We start from the raw sequence: 21,924 nt of genomic DNA, 5'->3' as shown, positions 1-21,924 counted from the left end.
CCGGAGAGAGGATCAGGCGGCGAACTTGCCGAAATCCCAGTGGCGGCCGGGGGCCGCGGCGAACAGGGCCTTGGTGTACTCGGCCTGCGGCGAGCCGAAGACCTGTTCGGCCGAGCCGTATTCGACGACGCGGCCCTTGCTCATCACGGCCACGTAGTCGCAGATCTGCGCCGCAACGCGCAGATCGTGGGTGATGAAGAGGACGGCCAGGTTCAGCCGGACGCGGATCTCGTCGAGGAGTTCCAGCACCTGCTTCTGCACCGACACGTCGAGCGCCGACACGGCCTCGTCGGCGATCAGCAGCTCGGGCTCCATGGCGAGCGCCCGCGCGATGCAGATGCGCTGGCGCTGGCCGCCCGAGAACTGGTGGGGGAAGCGGTCGAGCGCGTTGGGATCGAGCCGCACCGTTTCCATCAGCTTGCGCGCGCGAGCCATCGCTTCCTCACGCCCGAGGCCGAAGTTCATCGGCCCCTCGATGATGAAGTCGCCGACGGTGATGCGCGGGTTCATCGAGCGGTAGGGATCCTGGAAGACGATCTGTACGCGCCGGCGATGCGGCCGCAGCTTGCGCGCCGACATGGTCGCGATCTCGGTGTCGCCGAGATAGATCTTGCCTTCGCTCGGGTCGATCAGGCGGGCAATGCAGCGTGCCACGGTCGACTTGCCCGAACCGGATTCGCCCACGATACCCAGCGTCTCGCCCCTTCGGATGTCGAGGTCGACGTCCACGGCGGCCTTCACGACCCGCGCCTTCTGGAAGAAGGCGTTGCCCGTGTAGATCTTGCCGAGCTTCTCGGTGCGCAGGACGGTCTTGCCGTCGCGCCGTACGCCGCGATGGACGGGGGTGATCGACGGTACCGAGGAGATCAGCATCTTGGTGTAGGCCTGAACGGGCCGCGACAGGATCTGCTCGGTCGGGCCCATCTCCACCAGCTCGCCCCAGCGCAGGACGGCGACGCGATGGGCGATCTCGGCGACGACGCCGAAATCGTGGGTGATGAACAGCACGCCGGTGCCCTGGCCCGCCTGCAGCTCGGCCACGAGCTTCAGGATCTCGGCCTGGGTGGTGACGTCGAGGGCGGTGGTGGGCTCGTCGGCGATCAGCAGGACCGGATCGAGCACCAGCGCCATGGCGATCATGATGCGCTGGCGCTGGCCGCCCGAGAGCTGGTGCGGGAACGAGGCGTAGATACGCTCTGGCTCCGGCAGCTTCACGCGGTCCAGGATGGCGATGATCTTGGCCTTGCGCGTCGCGGCGTCGAGGTTGGTGTGGGTGTTCAGAACCTCGTCGATCTGCTCGCCACAGGTCATGACGGGATTGAGCGCCGTCATCGGCTCCTGGAAGATCATCGACATGCGCGTGCAGCGCAGTTCGCGCAGCCTGTCTTCGCTCGCCGCCAGGATGTTCTCGCCCTCGAGCAGGATCTCGCCCGAGGTCGGCTTCAGCGCCTTGGCCAGCAGGCCCATGACGGTGAAGGCGATCACCGACTTGCCCGAGCCGGATTCACCCACGAGGCAGACGATCTCACCGGGATTGACGGTGAAGCTCACCTTCTCGACGGCATGGACGCGGTCGCCGCCCTTGGGCAGGGCGACGCTGAGGTTGCGGACTTCGAGGACGGGCCTCTTTGTTTCAGTCGACATCAGACTTTCTTGCTCATTTTGGGATCGAGCGTGTCGCGCAGACCGTCGCCCATGATGTTGATGGCCAGCACCGTCAAGGCAAGGAAGATGCCGGGATAGAGGATGTTGTGCGGGAACACGCGGAACAGCGTGCGGCCCTCGGCCATGATGTTGCCCCAGCTCGGGATCTCCGGCGGGATGCCGATGCCGAGGAAGGAGAGAGCGGCTTCGGTCAGGATCGCGGCAGCAGCGAGGAAGGTGCCCTGCACGATCAGCGGCGCCACGGTGTTGGGCAGGATGTGGCGGAACATCAGGATCCAGGTCGGTGTGCCCACGGAGATGGCGCCCTCGACATAGGGCTCCTCGCGCACCGTCAGCACGATCGAACGCACCAGGCGCACGACGCGCGGCACGTCGGGCACGACGATCGCGAAAACCACGGTGATCAGGCCGGCGCGCCAGATCGAGACGAGGGCGATCGCGAGCAGGATGCCCGGGATCGCCATCAATCCATCCATGACGCGCATGATGATCCCGTCGGCCCACCGGATGTAGCCGGACACCAGGCCGATCACCATGCCGATGAGGACCGAAATGATCGACACCGCGACGCCGACGGCCAGCGATACGCGCGCGCCGTAGAGCACGCGGCTGTAGACGTCGCGGCCGAGACTGTCCGTGCCCATGATGGCGACGCGCTTCATGGTCGTGCCGTCGTCCAGGCGATAGGTGATCTCGGTGCCCGGCTTCTTGTTGCGGGCCGCCGGATCGATGCGCGTCGGGTCAACCGTGCCAAGTAACGGCGCCAGAATGGCGATCACCAGCATCGTCAGCAGGATCACGCCGCCGATGATCACGTTCGGGTTGCGGAGAGCAACGAGCCAGAGGCTCTTGCGCTTGGTCGACGCCGCCGAGATGGAGGCGGAGTCGACGACTTCTTCGGTGATCGCGCTCAATACCGGATCCTCGGATCGAAAAGGGTGTAGCTGATGTCGATGAGCAGGTTGATCACGACATAGACCACGGAGAAAAGAAGAATGACGGTCTGGATGGTCGGGAAGTCACGGCTCAGCACCGCTTCGACCGTGAGACGGCCGAGACCGGGCAGGCCGAACACGCTTTCCGTCACCACGGCGCCGCCGATCAGGATCGCGATGCCGAGGCCGATCACGGTGAGGATAGGCACGGCGGCATTGCGCAGCGCGTGCCGCATCAGCACCACGCGGTTGGAAAGACCCTTGGCCCGGGCGGTGCGGATGTAATCCTCGTTCAGCACTTCGAGCACCGACGCGCGCGTAATGCGCGAGATCAGCGCCACGAAGCCGACCGACAGGGTGAGCGACGGCAGGATCATGCGCTCGAGGAAGCCCCAGAAATTGACGCCGATTCGGACATAGCCCTGCACCGGCAGCCAGCCCAGTTCGATGGCGAAGACATAGATCAGGCAGTAGCCGATCACGAAGCCCGGCACCGAGAAGCCCAGCACCGAAAAGCCCATCACCGCGCGATCGAGCAGCGAGCCCTGTCGGTAGGCCGCCATGACGCCGATCGGAACGGAAATGCTGACGGCAAACAGCAGGGTGCAGACCGCGAGGGCGAGCGTCGGCTCGACGCGCTGGGCGATCAGCTCGGCGACGGTCTTCTTGAAGAAGAAGCTCTCACCGAAATTGCCCTGCAGCACATTGCCGATCCAGATGGCGAACTGCGACCAGATCGGCTCGTCGAGCCCGAGCTTGTTGCGGATGTCGGCGATCTGATCGGACGTGGCATTGTCGCCGGCGATGACGGCGGCGGGATCGCCAGGCGTCAGGCGCAGCATGAGGAAGACGAAGATGGCCACCACCGCGAGCACGGGGATGATGGCTATGAGACGACGAGCAATGAAATCTAGCATTGTGTGCGGGTTACCCTATCTGACCGTCTCCGTCCCGCCCGCCGCCGTTGCGGGCGGAGGGGCGGGATGGAGATCAGTTTCACTTCTTCTCGATGTTCCACATCACCGGAACCGGCGCCTTGAGCCAGCCCGAGATGTTGGAGCGCATGGCCCCGGGGCCGTACCATTGGCCGATCCAGCCGTACTGGGCGGTCTCCAGGGCTCGAGCCTGGACGGCTGCGGCGAGCGCCTTGTTCTTCGCGGGGTCGGTTTCCTTGGCGTATGCGTCGCGCAGCTTCTCCATCTCCGGATCGTTCGGCCAGCCGAACCACGCCTTGTCGCCGTTCGCCACCATGTAGGAGGTCGAGATCGGATTCAGGATGTCGGCCGCGACCGAAAACGTGTGGAAGAGGTTCCAGCCGCCCTGATTCACGGGACCCTTGTTGGTTCGACGTGTGACGACGGTTTGCCAGTCCATGGACTGCATGTCGACCTTGAAGCCGCCCTGTTCGAGCAGCGCCTTTGTCACAGGGGCGACGTTGGTGAGGACGGGCAGGGTCGTCGACTGCAGCAGTACGATCGGCGTGCCGTCATAGCCCGCCTCCTTGAGCAGCGCCTTGGACTTCTCGAAGTTCGGCTTCACGAGGAGATCGCCCGGCGCATTGACCGCGTTGGGCGTGCCGCAGATGAAGGCGGCCGTGCAGACCTTATAGAATTCCGGCTCGCCGACGGTCGCCTTGAGATAATCCTCCTGGCGGATGGTGAGCAGCGCGGCCTCGCGGATCTTGGGATTGTTGAACGGCGGTTGCAGCCAGTTCATGCGGTAGATGAACTGGTGGCCGAGCGGGTTCCAGTTGTAGAGCGCGACGCCCTTTTCCTTTTTCAGGATCGGGATCAGGTCGTGCGGCGGCTGCTCGATGATGTCGATCTCGCCGGCCGCCAGCGCGTTCACCTGCTGCTGCGGGTCGGGCATCTCGATGATCTCGACCCTGTCGACCTTCACGACCTTGCCGCCGGCCAGGCCAGAGGCCGGCTCGGCGCGCGGCTTGTACTTGGTGTTCTTGCTGTAGACGTGCTTCTCGCCGGGCTTGGACTCGGCATTCACGTAGACGAACGGGCCCGAACCGATCTGGCTGTCGATCTGCTTGAACGGGTCGGTATCGGCTACCCGCTTCGGCATCATGAAGGGAACCTGGGACGACGGCTTGCCGAGCGAATCGAGCACCAGGCCGTAGGGCTCCTTCAGCACCATCTGGAAGGTCTTGGGATTGACCTCTTTGAACTCCTTGACGAAGTCCATGAGCTTCTGGCCCATCGCGTCGCGTGCGCCCCAGCGCTTGACGGAGGCGATACAGTCCTCCGCGGTCACCGGCTTGCCGTCGTGCCACTCCAGGCCGTCGCGCAGGGTGAAGGTCCACACCGTCTTGTCGGCGGAGACTTCGTACTTCTCGACCATCTGCGGCTTCACGACGTTGTTCTCGTCGGACGCAAACAGCGTGTCGTAGATGAAATAGCCGTGGTTACGGGTGACGTAGGCCGTGGTCCAGATCGGATCCAGGATGGTCAGGTTGCCGTTCTGCACGAACTTGACGACCTTGCCCTGGGCCAGCACCGGCCCCGCACCCGACAGGATCGCGCCGGCAACCATTGCCGCGAGCGTACGCTTCATTACTTTTTTCATAGTGCCCCCTCCGGGTTTCTTCCCCATCGAAGAAGGCAGGATCGCCCGCCTTCATCGATGAGCGCGCGGGGACGGGCCCCGCGCGCGGATCGAGCTACTTCTTGGTGACGTTCCAGAACACGGGAACCGGCGCCGTCAGGTTGCCCTGCACGGTCTTGCGGCGTGCCAGCGGCGCGTACCACTGGCCGACATTGATGTGGGTCGGATGATCGACCCAATACTTCTGCAGGTCCTCGACGATCTGCTTCTGCTTCGCCGGGTCCGTCTCCTTGGCGAACTGGTCGCGATACTTCTCGATCGTCGCGTCGCACGGCCAGCCGAACATCGCCTTGTCGCATGCGGCGTTGAAGTATCCGGCCATCACCGGGTTCAGGATGTCGGCCGCCACCCACGAGGTGAGGAAGGCGTGCCAGCCGCCCTGGCTCGGCGGGTCCTTCTTGACGCGGCGCGCGACCAGCGTCTGCCAGTCCATCGACACCATGTCGACCTTGAAGCCGGCACGCTCCATCTGCGCCTTGGCGACCGGGGCGAGGTTGGTGAGAACCTGCAGGTCGGTCGACTGCATCAGCACGATCGGCGTGCCGTCGTAGCCGGCCTCGGTGAGGATCTGCTTGGCCTTGGCGGCATTGCCGTTCAGCACGTCGGCCATGCCGGCGTCGGTCGCCAGCGGGGTGCCGCACACGAACGGCGCCTTGCAGACCTTGTACCACTGCGGATCGCCGATCGTGGCCTTGAGGAAGTCCTCCTGCGCAAAGGCGACGAAGACGGCGTGCCGGATCTTCGCGTTGTCGAAGGGCTTGGCCAGGCTGTTGAAGCGGAAGGCGTACTGGTTGCCGGTCGGGTTGAAGCTGACCAACTCGACGTTCTTGTCTTTCGCCAGCAGCGGCAGCAGATCGTGACCCGGCGATTCGATCATGTCGATCTCGCCGCTCTGCAGCGCGGCCACCTGCGTCTGGATGTCCGGCATGGCGAGCCACTCGACACGGTCGACCTTGACGACCTTGCCGCCGGACAGGCCGTTTGCCGGCTCGGCGCGCGGCTTGTACTTGGTGTTCTTGACGTAGACGATCTTCTCGCCGGGCTTCCATTCGTCGCCCTTGAAGATGAACGGGCCGGAGCCGATCACGTCCTCGAGCTTGATCTGCTGCATCGGGTCGGTTTCGGCCGTCTTCTTCGGCATCATGAAGGGCACGTTCGACGACGGCTTGCCGAGCGACTGGAGCACCAGGCCGTACGGCTCCTTCATCTTCATCTTGAAGGTCTTGGCATCGACGATCTCGAAGCCTTCGACCGATCCCATCATCTTCTGGCCCATCGAATCGCGGGCGGCCCAGCGCTTGATCGAGGCGACGCAATCCTCGGCGGTGACCGGCGCGCCGTTGTGCCACTCGAGGCCGTCGCGCAGCGTGAAGGTCCAGGTCAGCTTGTCGGCGGAGTTCTCATACTTGTCGACCATCTGCGGCTTGACGTCGAACTTCTCGTCGACCGCGAACAGCGTGTCCCACACCATGTAGCCGTGGTTGCGCTGGATGTAGGCCGTGGTCCAGATCGGATCGAGGATCTTCACGTCCGAATGCATCACGACCTTGAGCGTCTGCGCCTGGACCGGCGCGGCGGCCATGAGGCCGCTCACGCTCGCTGCAGCAATGACGGCCAAAGCCGACTTCCTGAATGACAACATGATTTTTTTAACTCCCTGTCTCGCGGTCGGTTCTTGCCCTGCGCAAAGCTTGCAAGAATCGCGCCGCCCCCCGGAACAGTAGCAGCCGAAAGCCCCCCTCTGACAAGCCGATTCACAGGCAGCGCAGGCGTCAGCGCGGCTTATTGATCGCCTTCTCGAGAAGTTCGAGCACCCCTTCGGAGGCGGCGGTGGCGACGATGTCGCCGAATCCGGCCCAGGAGCCCTTCGTGGCCGCCAGAGGCACGGGGTTGGACTGATCGATGTCGCCGATATTCTTGCCGGCCGGATCCTTGACGATCCATTTGACCACCAGGCGGGCCATGCGGTCGTCGATCGGAGTCATGGTCACCGTGCCGACGACGCTGAAGGCCTCGCCTTCTGCCTGGTCGACGATCACGAGCTTGCTCGATCCCAGCGCACGCCGCATCCCCGACGTCAGCTGGCGGTTGCCGTCAGACGGCGCGCCCGTCACCGTTGCGACGAACACCTTGACCTGCGGCTCCGCCGGCTTGGCGGCGGCCGGTGTCGGGACGGTGGTCGAGGTCGGTACCGCGCCGTCGGGCGGCGGGGCCGCCGCGGGGTCGGGCGGGAATTCATAGGGAATCGTGATGCCCGCGGCGACCTGGCCGGGCGCGCGCGGGATGAAGTTGGGCGGCTTGCCGATCAGGGTCGCGATCCTGGGGGCGGCTTGTTGCGCGATGCGGGAAACCAGGCGTTCGGCCTGCTGGGCGTAATCTTCGGGCGGGGCGCGGGTCTTGACCGTCGCCGGCTCGTCCGTGCGCGGCCGGCCGCGGATACGCCAGTCCGTCTGGACCTCGATCGACATGTCGGCGTCGCGCGTGCTCATCACGCCGTCGATCTGGATCGGCGCCTCGGCCGGGGCCACGGTGGCCACGATCCCGTAGGACTGCAGTTCGATGGCGAGGGCGGCCGCGACGCGCTCGCCCATTTCCGGCGGCATGTTGCGCGGCGGGCTGATCGCGACCTCGGCCTTGTCCCGTAATGGCCGGGCGTATGAAATCTGGGACGGATCGTGCTCGAAGGGTCTGGGAGCGCCAGCGCACGCCGCGAGGGCGAGCAGGCACAGCAGCATCACAACATGGCGCATGTCGCGACGACCCCGAGCAGGCAGCAGACCATCAGGATGATGAAGTAGGGCACGTCAGGCCGCGAGGGCGATCGCGGACAGGCCGCGCCCGTAATCGCGCACACCCTGCAGGGTGTTGCGGCGGTAGCTGAAGAAATCCTCGGTGCCCGTCAGCGTGTCGTGACCGGTGGCTGTCACGGCGACGCCGTTGCGCGCAATGCGATGCACGAGATAGCCCGGCAGGTCGAACATGAAATGGCCGGCGCGCGCCGCGGTCCGGAAGAATGCGGCGTTGGCCTCGTCCTGCGCCAGAAAGGGCGCCGGGAACTCGGCCCCGACTTCGTACGAGGCGGGACCGATGCAGGGGCCGACCACCACCTGGATGCGCTCGCGCCGGGCGCCGAGCTTCTCCATCGCCGCGATGGTGGCGTCGACGACACCGCCCAGCGCGCCCTTCCAGCCGGCATGGGCGGCGCCGATCACCGAGGCGGCGCCGTCGGCCAGCAGCACCGGCGCGCAATCGGCGGCCATCACGCCCAGCGCCACGCCCGGCCGGTCGGTCACGAGACCGTCGGCCTTGGGCGCGCCCGGCGAACTCCAGCGCTCCGCGGCGACCGTCAGCACGTCGGCCGAATGGATCTGGTGCACGGTCTGCAGGTCGGATTCGTCGAGACCGAATTGCCCGGCCGCGCGGCGACGGTTCTCGCGCACGTTCTCCGGCGCATCGGCCGAGCCATAGCCGCAGTTGAGCGATGAAAAGAGGCCCGTGCTCACGCCGCCGCGGCGGGTGAAGAATCGGTGCTGCACCCCGTCGAGGGCGGCGAGTGTCTGAGCCTGGATCATGAATCGTCCGCGGGGAAATCCGTAAAACCGGCGGGCGGGGCATTCCTGCCGTCACCGAGAGCCAGCACGCGAAAGAGGGTGCCCATTTGGTCGGGCGCGATCAAGCGGGCCGATGCCGCATCGATGGCATCGGCCTGCGCCGCTTTTGCATTGCGCTTCAGGGCCTGCACGCGCTCGGGAAGTCCGAGACGGCGCAGGAACGCGCCCTGGTCGACCGGTCCGAAGGCCGGGACGCCGGCCGCGGCGACGAGCGCCGCGAAATCGACATGGGCGCTCAGGTCGGTCTCGCCGGGGCGCTCGAGAATGCCCACTCCCTGATGCCCGCGCACCGCCTGCAGCGAGGACGCGCGGCCGGCGCTCGCCATCCCGTAGTCGATGATGAGCGCCCAACCGCCGTCGCGGGCGATGCGCGCGCCGATGGCGCCGGCCAATGCCCGTCCGGCTTCGCTGAATTCGGCCTCCGCCCCTTCGGGGGCCTCCGGCAGCAGGGGCTCGAAGGGGGGCGGGCCGGGCGCCAGCGCCAGCCGCAGTGCGCCGGCCTCGTCGAGGCCCACCATGCGCTCGCGCCAGCCCTTGGCCGTGCGATGAAACTGGCGCACCGGCAGCGCATCGAAGAACTCGTTGGCGACCAGCAGCAGCGGTCCGGCCGGCACCTCGTCGAAGCGTTCGTGCCAGGCCGGCCGATAGGCCTGCAGCGTAGAGCGCTGGGCCTCGCGCAAGGGCGCGTTGATGTCGACGAGATGGAGGTCGATCGCGGCATGAAATCCCGGCACGCTGCGGGTGGCGCGCAGCGCATCGGCCATCAGCGTGCCGCGGCCGGGACCGAGTTCGACCAGGCGTACGGGCGCTGGCCGGCCCATCGCCAGCCAGCGCTCGGCCAGCCAGGCGCCTAAAAGCTCGCCGAACATCTGCGAGATTTCGGGCGCGGTGGTGAAGTCGCCGGCGGCGCCGACGGGAAGCGCACGGCGATAGTAGCCGAGCCGCGGATGCCCCATCGCCTCGGCCATGAAGTCGGCGAGCGAGATTGGCCCGGTGAGCGCGATGCGGCGCGCGATCAACCCGCCCAATTCAGTCATGAGGGCTCGGTCACGACGCCTCGGTCACGGCAGGACGGGCTTCCGGTAGGCGCGCAGGATGAGCCAGAGGCCGAACAGCAGCACCGGCAGCGACAGCAGCATGCCCATGGTGAGCGGCCCCCACAGGTAGCCGAGATGGGCGTCGGGCTCGCGGAAGATCTCACCCACGATACGGGCCAGGCCATAGCCGGCGCAGAAGACGCCGGTCAGCAGCCCGGGACGGCGGCGCCCCTCGGTGAGCTTCCACACCGCGACCACGATGAGGGTCAGCAGCACGCCCTCGAAGAAGGCCTGGTAGAGCTGGCTGGGATGGCGCGGCAGGGGCCCGCCGCGCGGGAAGACCATGGCCCAGGGCACGTCGCTGACGCGCCCCCACAGCTCGCCGTTGATGAAGTTGGCGAGCCGGCCGAAGAACAGGCCGAGCGGCGCCACGATCGCCACCAGGTCCGACAGCATGAAGGGGTCGGTCTTGTTGCGCATCGCGAAGAGCAGGATGGCGACGATGACGCCCAGCAGCCCGCCGTGGAACGACATGCCGCCTTCCCACAGGGTGAGCGCGGCCAGAGGATGTTCCAGGTAGAAGCCCGGCTTGTAGAACAGCACGTAGCCCAGCCGTCCACCCAGGATGACGCCGAGCGCCGCCCACAGCAGGAAGTCGTCGATCTTGAGCGGCGACAGGACCTGGGGCGGCCGCTCGCAGACGCGGCGCATGACCTGCCAGCCGATCACCAGGCCCGCGATATAGGCGAGCGCATACCAGCGGATGGCGAAGGGTCCGAGCTGGACCAGGATGGGGTCGATCTCGGGATACGGGATCGCCAGGGGAAGCGCGGCCAGGAGAATCGCGGAAAGGGTGCTCATGAAGGCGACCCTTATAGCCGGGGAATCGCGTCTCTAAAATCGTCGCGGCGCCGATCCGGGGGGATCGGCGCCGCTGGGACTATCCGAACGAGGTATTGTTTTTTTTAGCGAGAGGGGGCGTCGGAAGGTCCTTGTCGGTTCAGGCTTCGCCGACCGTCTCCAATATGGAGGCGGTCAACGCGTCGGCGGGGCTCTTGCCGGCCCAGATGACGTACTGAAAGGCGGGATAGAAGCGCTCGCTTTCGGTGATCGCCACCTCGACGAGGTCGTTCAGCTGTTCGGCCATCAAGCCCTTGGTCCCGCGCAGCGGGATGGCGTGGCGGAACATCGGCAGGCCTTCCTCGGTCCACAGATCGAAGTGACCCAGCCACATCTTTTCGTTGATCAGGGCCAGCAGGCCGTGAATGTCCGAATGCCGTTCGGCGGGAATGCGGACGTCGTAGGCGCAGGTGAAGTGCAGCGCCTCGACATCGTCGCGCCAGCTGAAGAACATGCGATAGTCGCACCAGCGGCCCGCGACCTCGACCGCGATCTCCCGGTCCGAGGTACGGTCGAACGGCCAGTCGTTGGCGGACACGACCTTCTCGATCATCTCGAGCGGATTCAGGTCAGACTTCAATCTTGTCCGCTCATGTCGAGATAACGCCATAGAGCTACTCCCCAACCATTCCGCCGTGCGGCTTACGCTAAGCCATTCTTGAGGCGGGTGGCCGACATATCGTGGTGGGCACCCAACAACCCACTAACCGTAGCCTGCCAAAGGACGCCCCCCTCCGCAATAAGAAATGGCCGTGTAAAACGGGGAAAGAGTCAGGGATTCCATGAATTTAATCCCCAACGTTAAGATTCGAATCCGGCGATTCCGCAGAACGAGTCGGGAGAATCTGCTGAAAAACTGGGCAATTGAACGCGTCGACCAGCGGTTCTTCCCGGATTTCTGCACGTTCTGAGCGATTGGCACAGGCATTGCCTTTTCAGCCTCCAATCGGGCCGCGCATCGACGCCGGCACCAGGATCTGGAGGAGGCTTCGATGTTCAAGGACCCGTTCGACCCGAAGGCCCTGCTCGGCCGCGGCGGCTGCAGCTGCGGCGGCAAGCACAGCCAGGCCGACCACGCCCGCCTGACGGCGGAGACGGTGCCGGCCGGGGAGGAGGATCGCTGGAACCGGGTCGTCGACGCCGCCGTCCTGCGGGCCGTCTTCCCGGTCGATGCCCAGCGCCGCCAGTTCCTGAAGACGGTCGGCGCGGCCACGGCCATGGCCGCCATCTCTTCGGTCCTGCCGCTCGGGGCCGCCCGTGAGGCTTTCGCCCAGGGGGGCGCGCCGGAGAAGAAGGACCTCAAGGTCGGCTTCATCCCCATCACCTGCGCCACGCCGATCATCATGGCCCATCCGATGGGCTTCTATTCCAAGCAGGGGCTCAACGTCGAAGTCGTGAAGACGGCCGGCTGGGCGGTGATCCGCGACAAGTCGCTGGCCAAGGAATACGACGCCTCGCACATGCTCTCGCCGATGCCGCTCGCGATCTCGCTGGGTGTCGGCTCGAACCCGGTGCCGTGGACGATGCCGGCGATCGAGAACATCAACGGCCAGGCGATCACGCTCGCGAACAAGCACAAGGACAAGCGCAATCCGAAGGACTGGAAGGGCTTCCGCTTCGCCGTCCCCTTCGACTATTCGATGCACAACTACCTGCTGCGCTACTACGTGGCGGAGGCGGGCCTCGACCCCGACAAGGACATTTCCATCCGCTCGGTGCCGCCGCCCGAGATGGTGGCCAACCTGCGCGCCGACAATCTCGACGGCTATCTCGGTCCCGATCCGTTCAATCAGCGCGCCGTGTACGATGGCGTGGGCTTCATCCATCTCCTGACGAAGGAACTGTGGGACGGTCATCCGTGCTGCGCCTTCGCCGTCAGCAAGGAATTCGCCGCCCAGAATCCGAATTCCTATCGCGCGCTGCTGAAGGCGATCATCGACGCCACCGCCTATGCGCAGAAGCAGGAGAACCGCAAGGAGATCGCCAAGGCGATCGCGCCGCAGAACTACCTGAACCAGCCCGAGACGGTGCTGGAGCAGATCCTGACCGGCACCTATGCCGACGGGCTGGGCGGCGTGAAGAAGGATCCCAACCGCATCGGCTTCGATCCCTTTCCGTGGAACCAGTTCGCCATCTGGATCCTGACCCAGATGAAGCGCTGGGGACAGCTCAAGGCCGATATCGACTATGCCAAGGTCGCGCAGGAGGTGTTCCTCGCCACCGACACGGCGAACATGATGAAGGAAATGGGCCTGACGCCGCCCGATCCGTCGAACAAGACGATCGTGGTGATGGGCAAGCCCTTCGATCCGGCCAAGCCCGCCGAGTACGTCAACAGCTTCGCCATCAAGCGGACCTGAGCGGCCGTGACATTGCCGGCAGGATCAGAAGCCGACCTCATCCTGAGGAGGCTGCGCAGCAGCCGTCTCGAAGGATCGGCTGCAGGCGCCGTGTCCTTGGCTCATCCTTCGAGACGCTCGCTGCGCTCGCTCCTCAGGATGAGGGCTTTGCTTTTGATGCATGAGGGCCACGCATGCTGAAGAACTCCCTCCGCTTGCGGGCGGGTCTGCTGTCGGTGCTGATCTTCGTGGCCATCGTCAGCATCTGGCAGGTCGCCACCATGCCGACCGCGGCCAGCGGCCCGGCGATGGATCCGGAATATGCCAAGCTGGTGGGCGCCGCGGCAGCGACCGGACAGAAATCGGCGATGCCGACGCCGGCCGACATCGCTGCCACCATCTGGAAGCATCTCGCCGACCCGTTCTATATCCGCGGCAGCAACGACAAGGGCATCGGGATCCAGCTCGCCTATTCGCTGGGCCGCGTGCTGCTGGGCTTCGGCCTCGCGGCGGTGGTGGCCATTCCGCTGGGCTTCCTGATCGGCATGTCGCCGCTGGTCTATCGCGCGCTCGATCCCTTCATCCAGATCCTGAAGCCGGTATCGCCGCTCGCCTGGATGCCCTTGGCGCTCTACACGATCAAGGACAGCGCCATCTCCTCGATCTTCGTGATCTTCATCTGCTCGATCTGGCCGATGCTGATCAACACCGCGTTCGGCGTCGGCAGCGTGCGCAAGGAATGGCTGAACGTGGCGCGCACGCTCGAGGTCGGCCCGTTCCGAACCGCCTTCAAGGTGATCCTGCCGGCGGCGGCGCCCACCATCATGACCGGCATGCGCATCTCCGTCGGCATCGCCTGGCTGGTGATCGTGGCGGCCGAGATGCTCGTGGGCGGTACCGGCATCGGCTACTTCGTGTGGAACGAGTGGAACAACCTCTCGATCGCCAACATCGTGACCGCGATCCTGCTGATCGGCCTGGTCGGTCTCCTGCTCGACCAGGGCCTGGCCTATCTGGCCAAGCTCGTCACCTATCCGGAATAGGCGCGCCATGGAGAACCGTCCGCTCATCAGCGTCGAAGGACTGGCGCGCCGCTTCGGCGAGACCGGCCAGCCGGCCGTGTTCGAGGACATCTGGTTCGGCGTCGACAAGGGCGAGTTCTGCTGCCTGATCGGCCATTCCGGCTGCGGCAAGACCACGATCCTGAACGTGCTGGCGGGGCTCGACCGTCCGAGCGGCGGCGCCGTCATCGTCGACAATCGCGAGATCGACGGGCCGAGCCTCGACCGCGCCGTGATCTTCCAGGGCCATGCGCTGCTGCCGTGGATGACGGTGATGGGTAACATCGCCTTCGCCGTCTCCTCGCGCTGGCCGAACTGGGACCGCGCCCGGGTGCGCGATCACGCGATGCGCTTCATCGAACTGGTCGGCCTCGCCGGCGCGGAGAGCAAGCGGCCGGCGCAGCTTTCGGGCGGCATGAAGCAGCGGGTCGGCATCGCCCGCGCCCTTTCGATCCAGCCCAAGATGCTGCTGATGGACGAGCCGTTCAGCGCGCTCGACGCGCTGACCCGCGGCATGCTGCAGGACGAGGTGCTGCGCATCTGCGCCGACACCAACCAGACCGTGTTCATGATCACCCACGATGTCGACGAGGCGATCCTGCTCGCCGACAGGATCGTGCTGATGACCAACGGGCCGGGTGCGCGCATTGCCGAGATCGTGGTCAACACCATGCCGAAGAACGAGCGGCACCGGAACGACCTGCATCGCCATCCGCAGTACTACGCCATCCGCAACCATCTCGTGGAGTTCCTCGTGAACCGCTCGAAGGCGTTCGATCGCGAGGTCGCGGAGCATGGCTTCGATCCGCGGCGGCCGAAGCTGGTGAAACCTGGATTGTCGGCGGTCAATCCGCCGGCCGAGATCGTGCCTTTAACAACCGGGAGACGGCAATGAAGCGGGCTGAAGTCACAGAGAAGATCCTGACCGCCAAGCGCATGAAGGAACTGACCTGGGAAGACATCGCCAAGAAGATCGGCGGTGCCTCGAAGATCATCGTCACCGCGGCCTGCCTGGGCCAGATGAAGATGACGAAGGAACAGGCCACCAAGGCCGGCAAGCTGTTCGGCCTGGGCAAGGAAGAAGTGCTGCTGCTGCAGGAAGTGCCCTATCGCGGCTCGCTGCCCCAGATCCCGCCGACCGACCCGCTGATCTACCGCTTCTACGAGCTGGTGCAGGTCTACGGCACGACCTGGAAGGAACTGATCCAGGAGGAATTCGGCGACGGCATCATGAGCGCCATCGACTTCGACATGACGATGGAGCGCCAGCCCGACCAGAAGGGCGACCGGGTGAAGATCGCCATGTCGGGCAAGTTCCTGGGGTACAAGAGCTACTGACGCCTGTCCCGGAAGCAGTTGCGCGGGGGTAGACTGGTCGCATGAGCCAGCTCCCCCTGCGGTCCATCGAAGCCTTTGTCGTCGTGGCGCGTGCCGGCAATCTCGCGCAAGCCGCGGCGAGGTTGAACATCACGGTTCCGGCCGTGAGCCGCAGGATCCAGATCCTGGAGCGCTACCTCGGCGCGAAACTCTTCGACCGCCAGCCACGCGGCCTCAGCCTCACGGAGGCGGGCGAGAAATATTTCTCGGAACTGGGCCCCGCCTGGGATTGCGTGTGGAAGGCGACGATTGCCGCCACGTCGCCGGTTCGCCGTGACGCCTTCAAGGTCAGCGTCATCCCGACCTTTGCCGCGAACTGGCTGGTACCCAGGCTTGCGCGCAGCCGATTGCGTCTCGCAGGACTGGAGGTCGAAATCGAGACCTCGCCGGATATCGTGGAACTGCGCGAGCGCGACGATCTCGACTGCGCCATTCGCCTGGGTCTCGGGCCCTGGCCGGGAACGGTCGGACAGAGGTTTCTGCCGATAAAGGCGTATCCGGTCGCGAGTCCGGACTTCGTCGCCCGCAAGCCGCTCAAAGGCCCCGCCGACCTCGCGCGACAGACTCTCATTGGGTCCAGTCATCAGCCCGATTTCTGGCCGGAATGGTTTCGGCACACCGGCATCGGCTTGGCCCAAGGTCCTTACAGGAGCTTCGACAATCTTCAGCTTGTCTACGAGGCGGCAGCAGCCGGACTCGGAGCCGCCATCGGCCTCGATCCCCTCGTGCGTCCTTATCTGCAAAGCGGCCGACTCGTGCGCCTGTGGCCGGGCGATGTGACGCTCTCAAGAAGCTTCCATCTCGTTCGGCGGACCGATCGCGTCGAGTCGAACCGATTCGATCTCTTCCGCAACTGGTTGATCGGCGAAGCCGCCGCTGCCGCCTGAAGGGGCGGCGTTGACGATTCCTGAAGTCGTCGGCCGAGAACTGAATGGTCGCACCGGGCGCCGGGTCCTACGTTCGCGGGCATCAAGGACTGCGTCCGGAGAATGGCGTCGCGCATGAACTATCGCCTGCATTACTTCCCGGAGTCCGGCAACAGCTACAAGCTGGCGCTGATGCTGACGCTGTGCGGCCAGGACTTCGAGCCGGTCTGGACGGACTTCGGCGGGGGCGTCACGCGAACCCCCGAGTGGCGCGCCCGCGTCAATGTCATGGGCGAGATCCCGGTTCTCGAGGAGGGTCCGCAACGCCTCACCCAGACGGCGCCGATCCTGCTGCGGCTCGCCGAACGCCACGGTCAGTTTGGCGGACGGAGCGACGAGGAGAAGTTCGAAATTCTTCGCTGGCTGTTCTGGGACAACCACAAGCTCAGCGGCTACATGGCGACCTATCGTTACTATCGGGCGTTCACGCCCTCACCAGATCCCGCCGTGCTGGCCCATATGCGCCGGCGCCTCGACGACTATCTGATCATCCTGAATGGCCATCTGCTGGAGCGCCCGTTCATGATCGGCGACCGGCCGACGATCGCCGATATCTCGATGATGGCCTATCTGTCCTTCCCGAAGCGGGAGGCGGGGTATGATCTGGCGGTCAGCCATCCTGCCGTGAATGCGTGGCTCTCGCGCATCGCAAAGCTTCCCGGATGGAGAGCGCCCTATGACCTGCTGCCCGGTAAACGACTGACCTGCTACGTCTAAGTCGGCGGCTGGTGGCATTTCGAGGTTTCTATTGTGCGCCTGCGTTCCGCTATGACACATTGTTGACAATCGACGATCCGCCAATCCGAGGGCAGTTTGGCTATTTCCGATCTTCCGACGCGGGGAGTGGACGCGCTTTTCGACCGTGTGCCGAAGGCGACGCTGCGCGCGCATATCGTCGAGCGGCTGCGGCTTGCGATCCTGGCCGGCGACATCCCGCCGGGAGCACCGCTGGTCGAGACTGCCTTGTCCGAGCGGTTCGACGTCAGCCGCGGGCCGCTGCGCGAGGCGTTGCGCCAGCTGATCGAGGAGGGGCTGGTCGTGACCGTGCCCTATACCGGCACGCGCGTCGCCGAGCTCTCGGTCGAGGACATCCACGAAATCTATTCGCTCCGCACCGTTCTGGAGACCTTCGCCTTCGAGCAGGTCTGGCCGCGCCGCGACGATCGCTTTCGCGCCGAGCTCAAACGCCGCAACGAGGCGCTGATCGCCACGATCGACGCGGGCGACGATCGCGCCAGCATCCTGACCGAACTCGAATTCCACGGCCTCGTCTACGAGGCGAGCGGCCACAAGTTGCTGCAGCGGGCCTGGCACGGTCTGCGCGGCCGGCTGCAACTTTACTGGGCGGCGCATCATCGCGCCCACGGTCGCCGCGGGCCGAAACGCGACAGCCATGACAGCTACATCAAGGCGGCTTTCGGCACGGACTTCGAGGCGATGAAAGCGGAGATCGCCGATCACATGCGTCGCGGCATGGAAACGACGGAGACGTTTCTGCGCTCGATGCCGGATTCTTCGGGGAAGCCAAAAAGGGGAGCCAATTCATGAGCATCAATCGACGTTCGTTGTTCGCCGTCGCGGCCGCGAGTGCCGCCGCGCTGGCCATTCCGTTCGCCGCGCGCGCCGAGGGCACGCTGGACGAGGTGAAGAAGCGCGGCGTGCTGCGCGTCGGCGTCACCCAGGCGCCGCCCTGGTACTCGAAGGATCCCAAGACCGGCCAATGGGCGTCGGGTCTCGGCGTCGAGATGGGCAAGGCGATGGCGCAGTCGCTGGGCGTGAAGTTCGAGCCGGTCGAGGTGAGCTGGGGCAATGCGATCGCGGCGCTCCAGGGCGACAAGATCGACATCATGTTCATGCTCGACGCCACGTCGGAACGCAAACAGGCCGCGAACTTCCCCGAGAATCCGCTGCTCTGGTACTCGCTCGCCGTGCTGGCGCGCGACGACCTGAATGCGAAGACCTGGGAGGACCTCAACAAGCAGGGCGTGCGCATTGCCGTGCCGCAGGCCTCGACCATGGACCGCTGGGCGACGCAGCACACGCCCAAGGCCGACATCCAGCGTTTCCCCGGCAATGCCGAGGCGATCGCCGCCTTCCAGTCGGGCAGGGTCGATGCCGTGCTGCTGTTCCATCCGCCACTGCTGGCTGCCCGCCAGCGGCTGGGCAAGGGCAAGATCGTGGTGCCGCTGCCCGCGGAGTCGCAGCCGTCGAGCGCGGCGCTGCGCAAGGGCGATACCGCCTTCACCGCGTGGGTCGATAAGCAGTTCGCCGACTACTACAAGAGTGGCCAGACGCAGAAGTGGTACGAGCAGGCGATCGCCGACTTCGGCCTCGATCCCAAGTCCGCGCCGCCGGTCATGAAAGAAATGATCAAGTAGGGCAACTTCGTCCTTGGCCTATCAGTGGGACTTCGCGCCGGTCCTCGCCAACGCACCGTTGTTGGCGGAGGGCCTGCTGAACACGCTCAAGATCACGGGCACGGCACTGGTCTGCGGTGTCGTACTGGGTCTGGCGCTGGCGCTGCTGCGACTCTCGCCGCGGCGCTTTCTGTCCTGGCCGGCCGGCTTCGTCATCGAGGTGTTCCGAACAACACCGCCGCTGGTCCAGCTCTTCTGGTTCTTCTTCGCCCTGCCGATCCTGGTCGGCATCGAGATGACGCCGTTCGTGGCCGGCGCCGTCACCTTCTCGATCCAGTCGGCGTCATTCTTTGCCGAGGTGTTCCGCGCCGGCATCCAGTCGATCGAGCGTGGTCAGTGGGACGGCGCGCGCGCGATCGGCATGCGCCACGACCAGGCGCTGCGGCGCATCATCCTGCCGCAGGCGGTGAAGCGCATGATCCCGGCCTTCATGGAGCGCGCCATCGAGCTCATGAAGACCACGACCCTGATCGCCACCATCTCCTATGCCGACCTGCTGTTCGCGGCCAACGAGATCTCGCAGAAGACGTTCAGGCCGCTCGAGACTTACACGGTCGTGGCGCTGATCTATTTCGTCGTGATCTTCCTCGCGAGCCAGGTCGCGCGCCTGGTCGAGCTGCGGCTGGCGCGCAGCGGCGAGAGCACGGTTCACTGATGCGCTGGGACTTCGCCTCGGTCCTCGAGAACACCGACGCGCTGCTGGTCGGCGCCGCCGGCACCCTGCGCATCTTCGCCATCTGCCTGGTGCTGGGCTTGAGCCTCGGCCTGATCGTCGGGCTGGGCCGCTATTCGCGCAACCGCTGGCTCCACATACCGGCCACGATCTTCGTCGAGTTCTTCCGCAACACGCCGGTGCTCGTGCAGATCCTGTGGTTCTATTTCGCCCTGCCGATCCTGCTGCCCTTCCAGATCAGTCCGCTCGCCGCCGCTTCGCTCGGCATCTCGCTCAACTCGGCGGCTTTCTCGGCCGAGATCTATCGCGGCGGCATCCAGTCGATCGAGACCGGCCAGTGGGACGGCGCGCGGGCGCTGGGCATGCGCTGGGGCCAGGCGATGCGGCGCATCATCCTGCCCCAGGCGCTGAAGCGCATGCTGCCGGCGCTGACCAACCGCGCCATCGAAATCTTCAAGATGTCGACGCTTGCCTCGGCCGTGGCCTATGTCGAGCTGCTGCAGCAGGGCAAGCTGATCGCCTCGCTCAACTACAATCCGATCGAGGCCTATACCGCCGTTGCGGTGATCTTCTTCGTCTTCCTGTGGCCGCTGGTCCAGTTCAGCTATTTCCTCGAACGACGGCTGAGGCGGGACGAATGACGATCCTGAAAGTCAGCGGCCTCACCAAGCGCTTCGGCGCCACCGTCGTGCTGCGCGGCATCGACCTCGACGTGGCGCGCGGCGAGCGCATCGCCATCCTGGGTGCCTCGGGCTCGGGCAAGAGCACGCTGTTGCGCTGCCTCAATTTCATGGAGCGTCCGGGCGGCGGCACGATCGCGCTCGACGGCCAGGTGCTGGGTCGCGAGGGCAGAGCGGGCGAGCGGCTCTATCGCGAGAACGAGCTGATCCAGGTGCGCCAGCGGGTCGGCATGGTCTTCCAGCAGTTCAATCTCTTCCCGCACATGACGGCGCTCGGCAACGTGATGGAGGGGCTGCGCACCGTGCGCGGCCTGCCGAAGCCCGAGGCCGAGGCTCGGGCGCGCAAAGAGCTGGCACGGGTCGGGCTCGCCGAGAAGGCGGAGACGTACCCAGCGCATCTCTCGGGCGGCCAGAAGCAGCGGGTCGCCATCGCGCGCGCGCTCGCCATGGACCCCGAGATGCTGCTGTTCGACGAGCCGACCTCGGCGCTCGATCCCGAGCTGGTGGGCGAAGTGCTGGCCGTGATCCTCGCGCTTGCCGAGGAGGGCCGCACCATGATGCTCGTGACGCATGAGCTGGGCTTCGCCTACCACGTCGCGACCCGGATCATCTTCCTGGCCGACGGCGCCATCCACGAGCAGGGCACGCCGGACGAGGTCCTCAAGAACCCGAAGAAGGAACGCACCCGCGCCTTCCTCGCCAGCCACAAGCAATTCAGCTTCTAGGGAAACTGCCATGACGACGGAACAGGCGAGCGCCCAGGCCTATCTGGCCGATGCGCGCAACGACCAGGTGCTGGTCTATGTGAACGGCGCGTTCGCGGCCCGCAACGAGGCCAGCGTCTCGGTGTTCGATTCCGGCTTCGTGCTGGGCGACGGCGTGTGGGAGGGCTTGCGTCTCGTGAAGGGCAGGCTGATCAGCCTGGAGGCCCATCTCGACCGCCTGTTCGAGGGCGCGCGTTCGATCGATCTCGACATCGGGCTCGACCGCGCCGGCGTCACCAAGGTCGTGACCGACACGCTGGCGAAGAACGGCATGACCGACGGCGCGCACATCCGGCTCATGATCACGCGCGGTCTCAAGAAGACGCCGAACCAGGATCCGCGCTTCGTGATCGGCAAGGCGACGATCGTCTGCGTCGCCGAATACAAGACGCCGATCCCGGAGGCCAAGGCCAAGGGCTATGCGCTCTTCACCTCGACCTTCCGCACGACCAACCCCGACCAGTTCGACCTGCGCCTCAACTCGCACTCGCGCCTCAATCTCATCCAGGCGCTGATCCAGGCCATCAAGGCCGGCGCCGACGAGGCGCTGATGCTCGATCCGCGCGGCTTCGTGGCCTCGTGCAATTCGACCAACTTCTTCATCGTGCGCGGCCGCGAGCTGTGGACCTCGACCGGTCTCTACAGCTTCAAGGGCATCACCCAGCAGAACGTGATCGACGCCTGGCGCGCGGCCGGCAACGTCGCCAAGGAATGCGACTTCACCCTGGCGCAGGTCTACTCGGCCAACGAGGCCTTCGTGACCGGCACCCTGGGCGGCGTCACGCCCGTGACGAAGGTCGATGGCCGCCTGATCGCTGACGGCAAGGCCGGCAAGGTCACGAAGGAAGCGAGCGACCTCTACCTGAAGTCGGTCGGGGCGCTGTAGCGCAAAGGTCCCTCGCTGCGCTCGGGATGACAATTTC

The 21,924-nt window shown here is 65.6% G+C and carries 22 protein-coding genes; 12 read left to right on the top strand and 10 right to left on the bottom strand.

Annotated features, from left to right (window positions below; genetic code table 11):
• Positions 1-12: 12 nt before the first annotated feature.
• From ACO07K_RS22910 to ACO07K_RS22865, 10 genes are all read right to left on the bottom strand, one after another.
• Positions 13-1,644, bottom strand: coding sequence for an ABC transporter ATP-binding protein (locus ACO07K_RS22910; protein ID WP_422031963.1), 1,632 nt, complete (start codon positions 1,642-1,644; stop codon positions 13-15).
• Positions 1,644-2,579, bottom strand: a complete 936-nt coding sequence (locus tag ACO07K_RS22905) for an ABC transporter permease (RefSeq protein WP_422031961.1) — start codon at positions 2,577-2,579, stop codon at positions 1,644-1,646. Before ACO07K_RS22905 ends, ACO07K_RS22910 begins: the two co-directional genes overlap by 1 nt.
• A complete protein-coding gene (locus ACO07K_RS22900) occupies positions 2,576-3,517 on the bottom strand; it encodes an ABC transporter permease (RefSeq protein ID WP_422031959.1) in 942 nt (313 codons plus the stop codon). The genes ACO07K_RS22905 and ACO07K_RS22900 overlap by 4 nt, the downstream gene beginning before the upstream one ends.
• A 79-nt stretch (positions 3,518-3,596) precedes the next feature.
• Positions 3,597-5,165, bottom strand: a complete 1,569-nt coding sequence (locus ACO07K_RS22895) for an ABC transporter substrate-binding protein (RefSeq protein ID WP_422031957.1) — start codon at positions 5,163-5,165, stop codon at positions 3,597-3,599.
• Positions 5,166-5,271: 106 nt separating this feature from the next.
• Positions 5,272-6,858: an ABC transporter substrate-binding protein gene (locus ACO07K_RS22890; RefSeq protein ID WP_422031955.1), complete on the bottom strand. Its 1,587-nt coding sequence runs from the start codon at positions 6,856-6,858 to the stop codon at positions 5,272-5,274.
• A gap of 130 nt (positions 6,859-6,988) precedes the next feature.
• On the bottom strand, positions 6,989-7,966 hold the full coding sequence (locus ACO07K_RS22885; protein WP_422031953.1) for a hypothetical protein: 978 nt from the start codon (positions 7,964-7,966) through the stop codon (positions 6,989-6,991).
• Positions 7,967-8,020: 54 nt separating this feature from the next.
• A complete protein-coding gene (pgeF, locus tag ACO07K_RS22880; RefSeq protein WP_422031951.1) occupies positions 8,021-8,788 on the bottom strand; it encodes a peptidoglycan editing factor PgeF in 768 nt (255 codons plus the stop codon).
• Positions 8,785-9,864: a class I SAM-dependent methyltransferase gene (locus ACO07K_RS22875; RefSeq protein ID WP_422031949.1), complete on the bottom strand. Its 1,080-nt coding sequence runs from the start codon at positions 9,862-9,864 to the stop codon at positions 8,785-8,787. Before ACO07K_RS22875 ends, pgeF begins: the two co-directional genes overlap by 4 nt.
• Positions 9,865-9,888: 24 nt before the next feature.
• Positions 9,889-10,725, bottom strand: a complete 837-nt coding sequence (gene lgt / locus ACO07K_RS22870; protein ID WP_422031947.1) for a prolipoprotein diacylglyceryl transferase — start codon at positions 10,723-10,725, stop codon at positions 9,889-9,891.
• Between the two features lie 139 nt (positions 10,726-10,864).
• Entirely contained in the window at positions 10,865-11,344 is a 480-nt protein-coding gene (locus tag ACO07K_RS22865) for a YbjN domain-containing protein (protein ID WP_298305181.1), read from the bottom strand.
• Positions 11,345-11,756: 412 nt separating this feature from the next.
• Between ACO07K_RS22865 and ACO07K_RS22860 the strand changes: the two genes are divergently transcribed.
• From ACO07K_RS22860 to ACO07K_RS22805, 12 genes are all read left to right on the top strand, one after another.
• Entirely contained in the window at positions 11,757-13,124 is a 1,368-nt protein-coding gene (locus ACO07K_RS22860; RefSeq protein ID WP_422031945.1) for an ABC transporter substrate-binding protein, read from the top strand.
• A 173-nt stretch (positions 13,125-13,297) separates the two neighbouring features.
• Positions 13,298-14,146 carry a nitrate ABC transporter permease gene (ntrB, locus tag ACO07K_RS22855; RefSeq protein ID WP_422031943.1) on the top strand — a complete coding sequence of 283 codons (849 nt, stop codon included), beginning with the start codon at positions 13,298-13,300 and terminating at the stop codon, positions 14,144-14,146.
• Positions 14,147-14,153: 7 nt separating this feature from the next.
• Positions 14,154-15,059 (top strand): ABC transporter ATP-binding protein, encoded by a 906-nt coding sequence (locus tag ACO07K_RS22850; RefSeq protein ID WP_422031941.1) that lies wholly within the window; start codon positions 14,154-14,156, stop codon positions 15,057-15,059.
• A complete protein-coding gene (gene cynS / locus ACO07K_RS22845; protein ID WP_422031939.1) occupies positions 15,056-15,502 on the top strand; it encodes a cyanase in 447 nt (148 codons plus the stop codon). Before ACO07K_RS22850 ends, cynS begins: the two co-directional genes overlap by 4 nt.
• 41 nt (positions 15,503-15,543) lie before the next feature.
• A complete protein-coding gene (locus ACO07K_RS22840) occupies positions 15,544-16,428 on the top strand; it encodes a LysR substrate-binding domain-containing protein (RefSeq protein ID WP_422031937.1) in 885 nt (294 codons plus the stop codon).
• A gap of 114 nt (positions 16,429-16,542) precedes the next feature.
• Positions 16,543-17,184, top strand: a complete 642-nt coding sequence (locus ACO07K_RS22835; RefSeq protein WP_422031935.1) for a glutathione S-transferase family protein — start codon at positions 16,543-16,545, stop codon at positions 17,182-17,184.
• 126 nt (positions 17,185-17,310) lie between these two features.
• Positions 17,311-18,015, top strand: a complete 705-nt coding sequence (locus ACO07K_RS22830; RefSeq protein ID WP_422031933.1) for a GntR family transcriptional regulator — start codon at positions 17,311-17,313, stop codon at positions 18,013-18,015.
• Positions 18,012-18,845 (top strand): transporter substrate-binding domain-containing protein, encoded by an 834-nt coding sequence (locus tag ACO07K_RS22825; RefSeq protein ID WP_422031931.1) that lies wholly within the window; start codon positions 18,012-18,014, stop codon positions 18,843-18,845. Before ACO07K_RS22830 ends, ACO07K_RS22825 begins: the two co-directional genes overlap by 4 nt.
• Before the next feature lie 13 nt (positions 18,846-18,858).
• Entirely contained in the window at positions 18,859-19,539 is a 681-nt protein-coding gene (locus ACO07K_RS22820) for an amino acid ABC transporter permease (RefSeq protein ID WP_422031929.1), read from the top strand.
• Positions 19,539-20,198: an amino acid ABC transporter permease gene (locus ACO07K_RS22815; RefSeq protein ID WP_422031927.1), complete on the top strand. Its 660-nt coding sequence runs from the start codon at positions 19,539-19,541 to the stop codon at positions 20,196-20,198. Before ACO07K_RS22820 ends, ACO07K_RS22815 begins: the two co-directional genes overlap by 1 nt.
• Positions 20,195-20,962, top strand: a complete 768-nt coding sequence (locus ACO07K_RS22810; RefSeq protein WP_422031925.1) for an amino acid ABC transporter ATP-binding protein — start codon at positions 20,195-20,197, stop codon at positions 20,960-20,962. Before ACO07K_RS22815 ends, ACO07K_RS22810 begins: the two co-directional genes overlap by 4 nt.
• 10 nt (positions 20,963-20,972) lie before the next feature.
• Entirely contained in the window at positions 20,973-21,887 is a 915-nt protein-coding gene (locus tag ACO07K_RS22805; protein ID WP_422031923.1) for an aminotransferase class IV, read from the top strand.
• Positions 21,888-21,924 lie beyond the last annotated feature (37 nt).

Source organism: Reyranella sp. (assembly GCF_965228225.1).
In the GTDB taxonomy this organism is placed as follows: domain Bacteria; phylum Pseudomonadota; class Alphaproteobacteria; order Reyranellales; family Reyranellaceae; genus Reyranella.
Note: the sequence above shows the minus strand (reverse complement) of the source record. Positions and strands in the feature narration are given on the sequence as shown.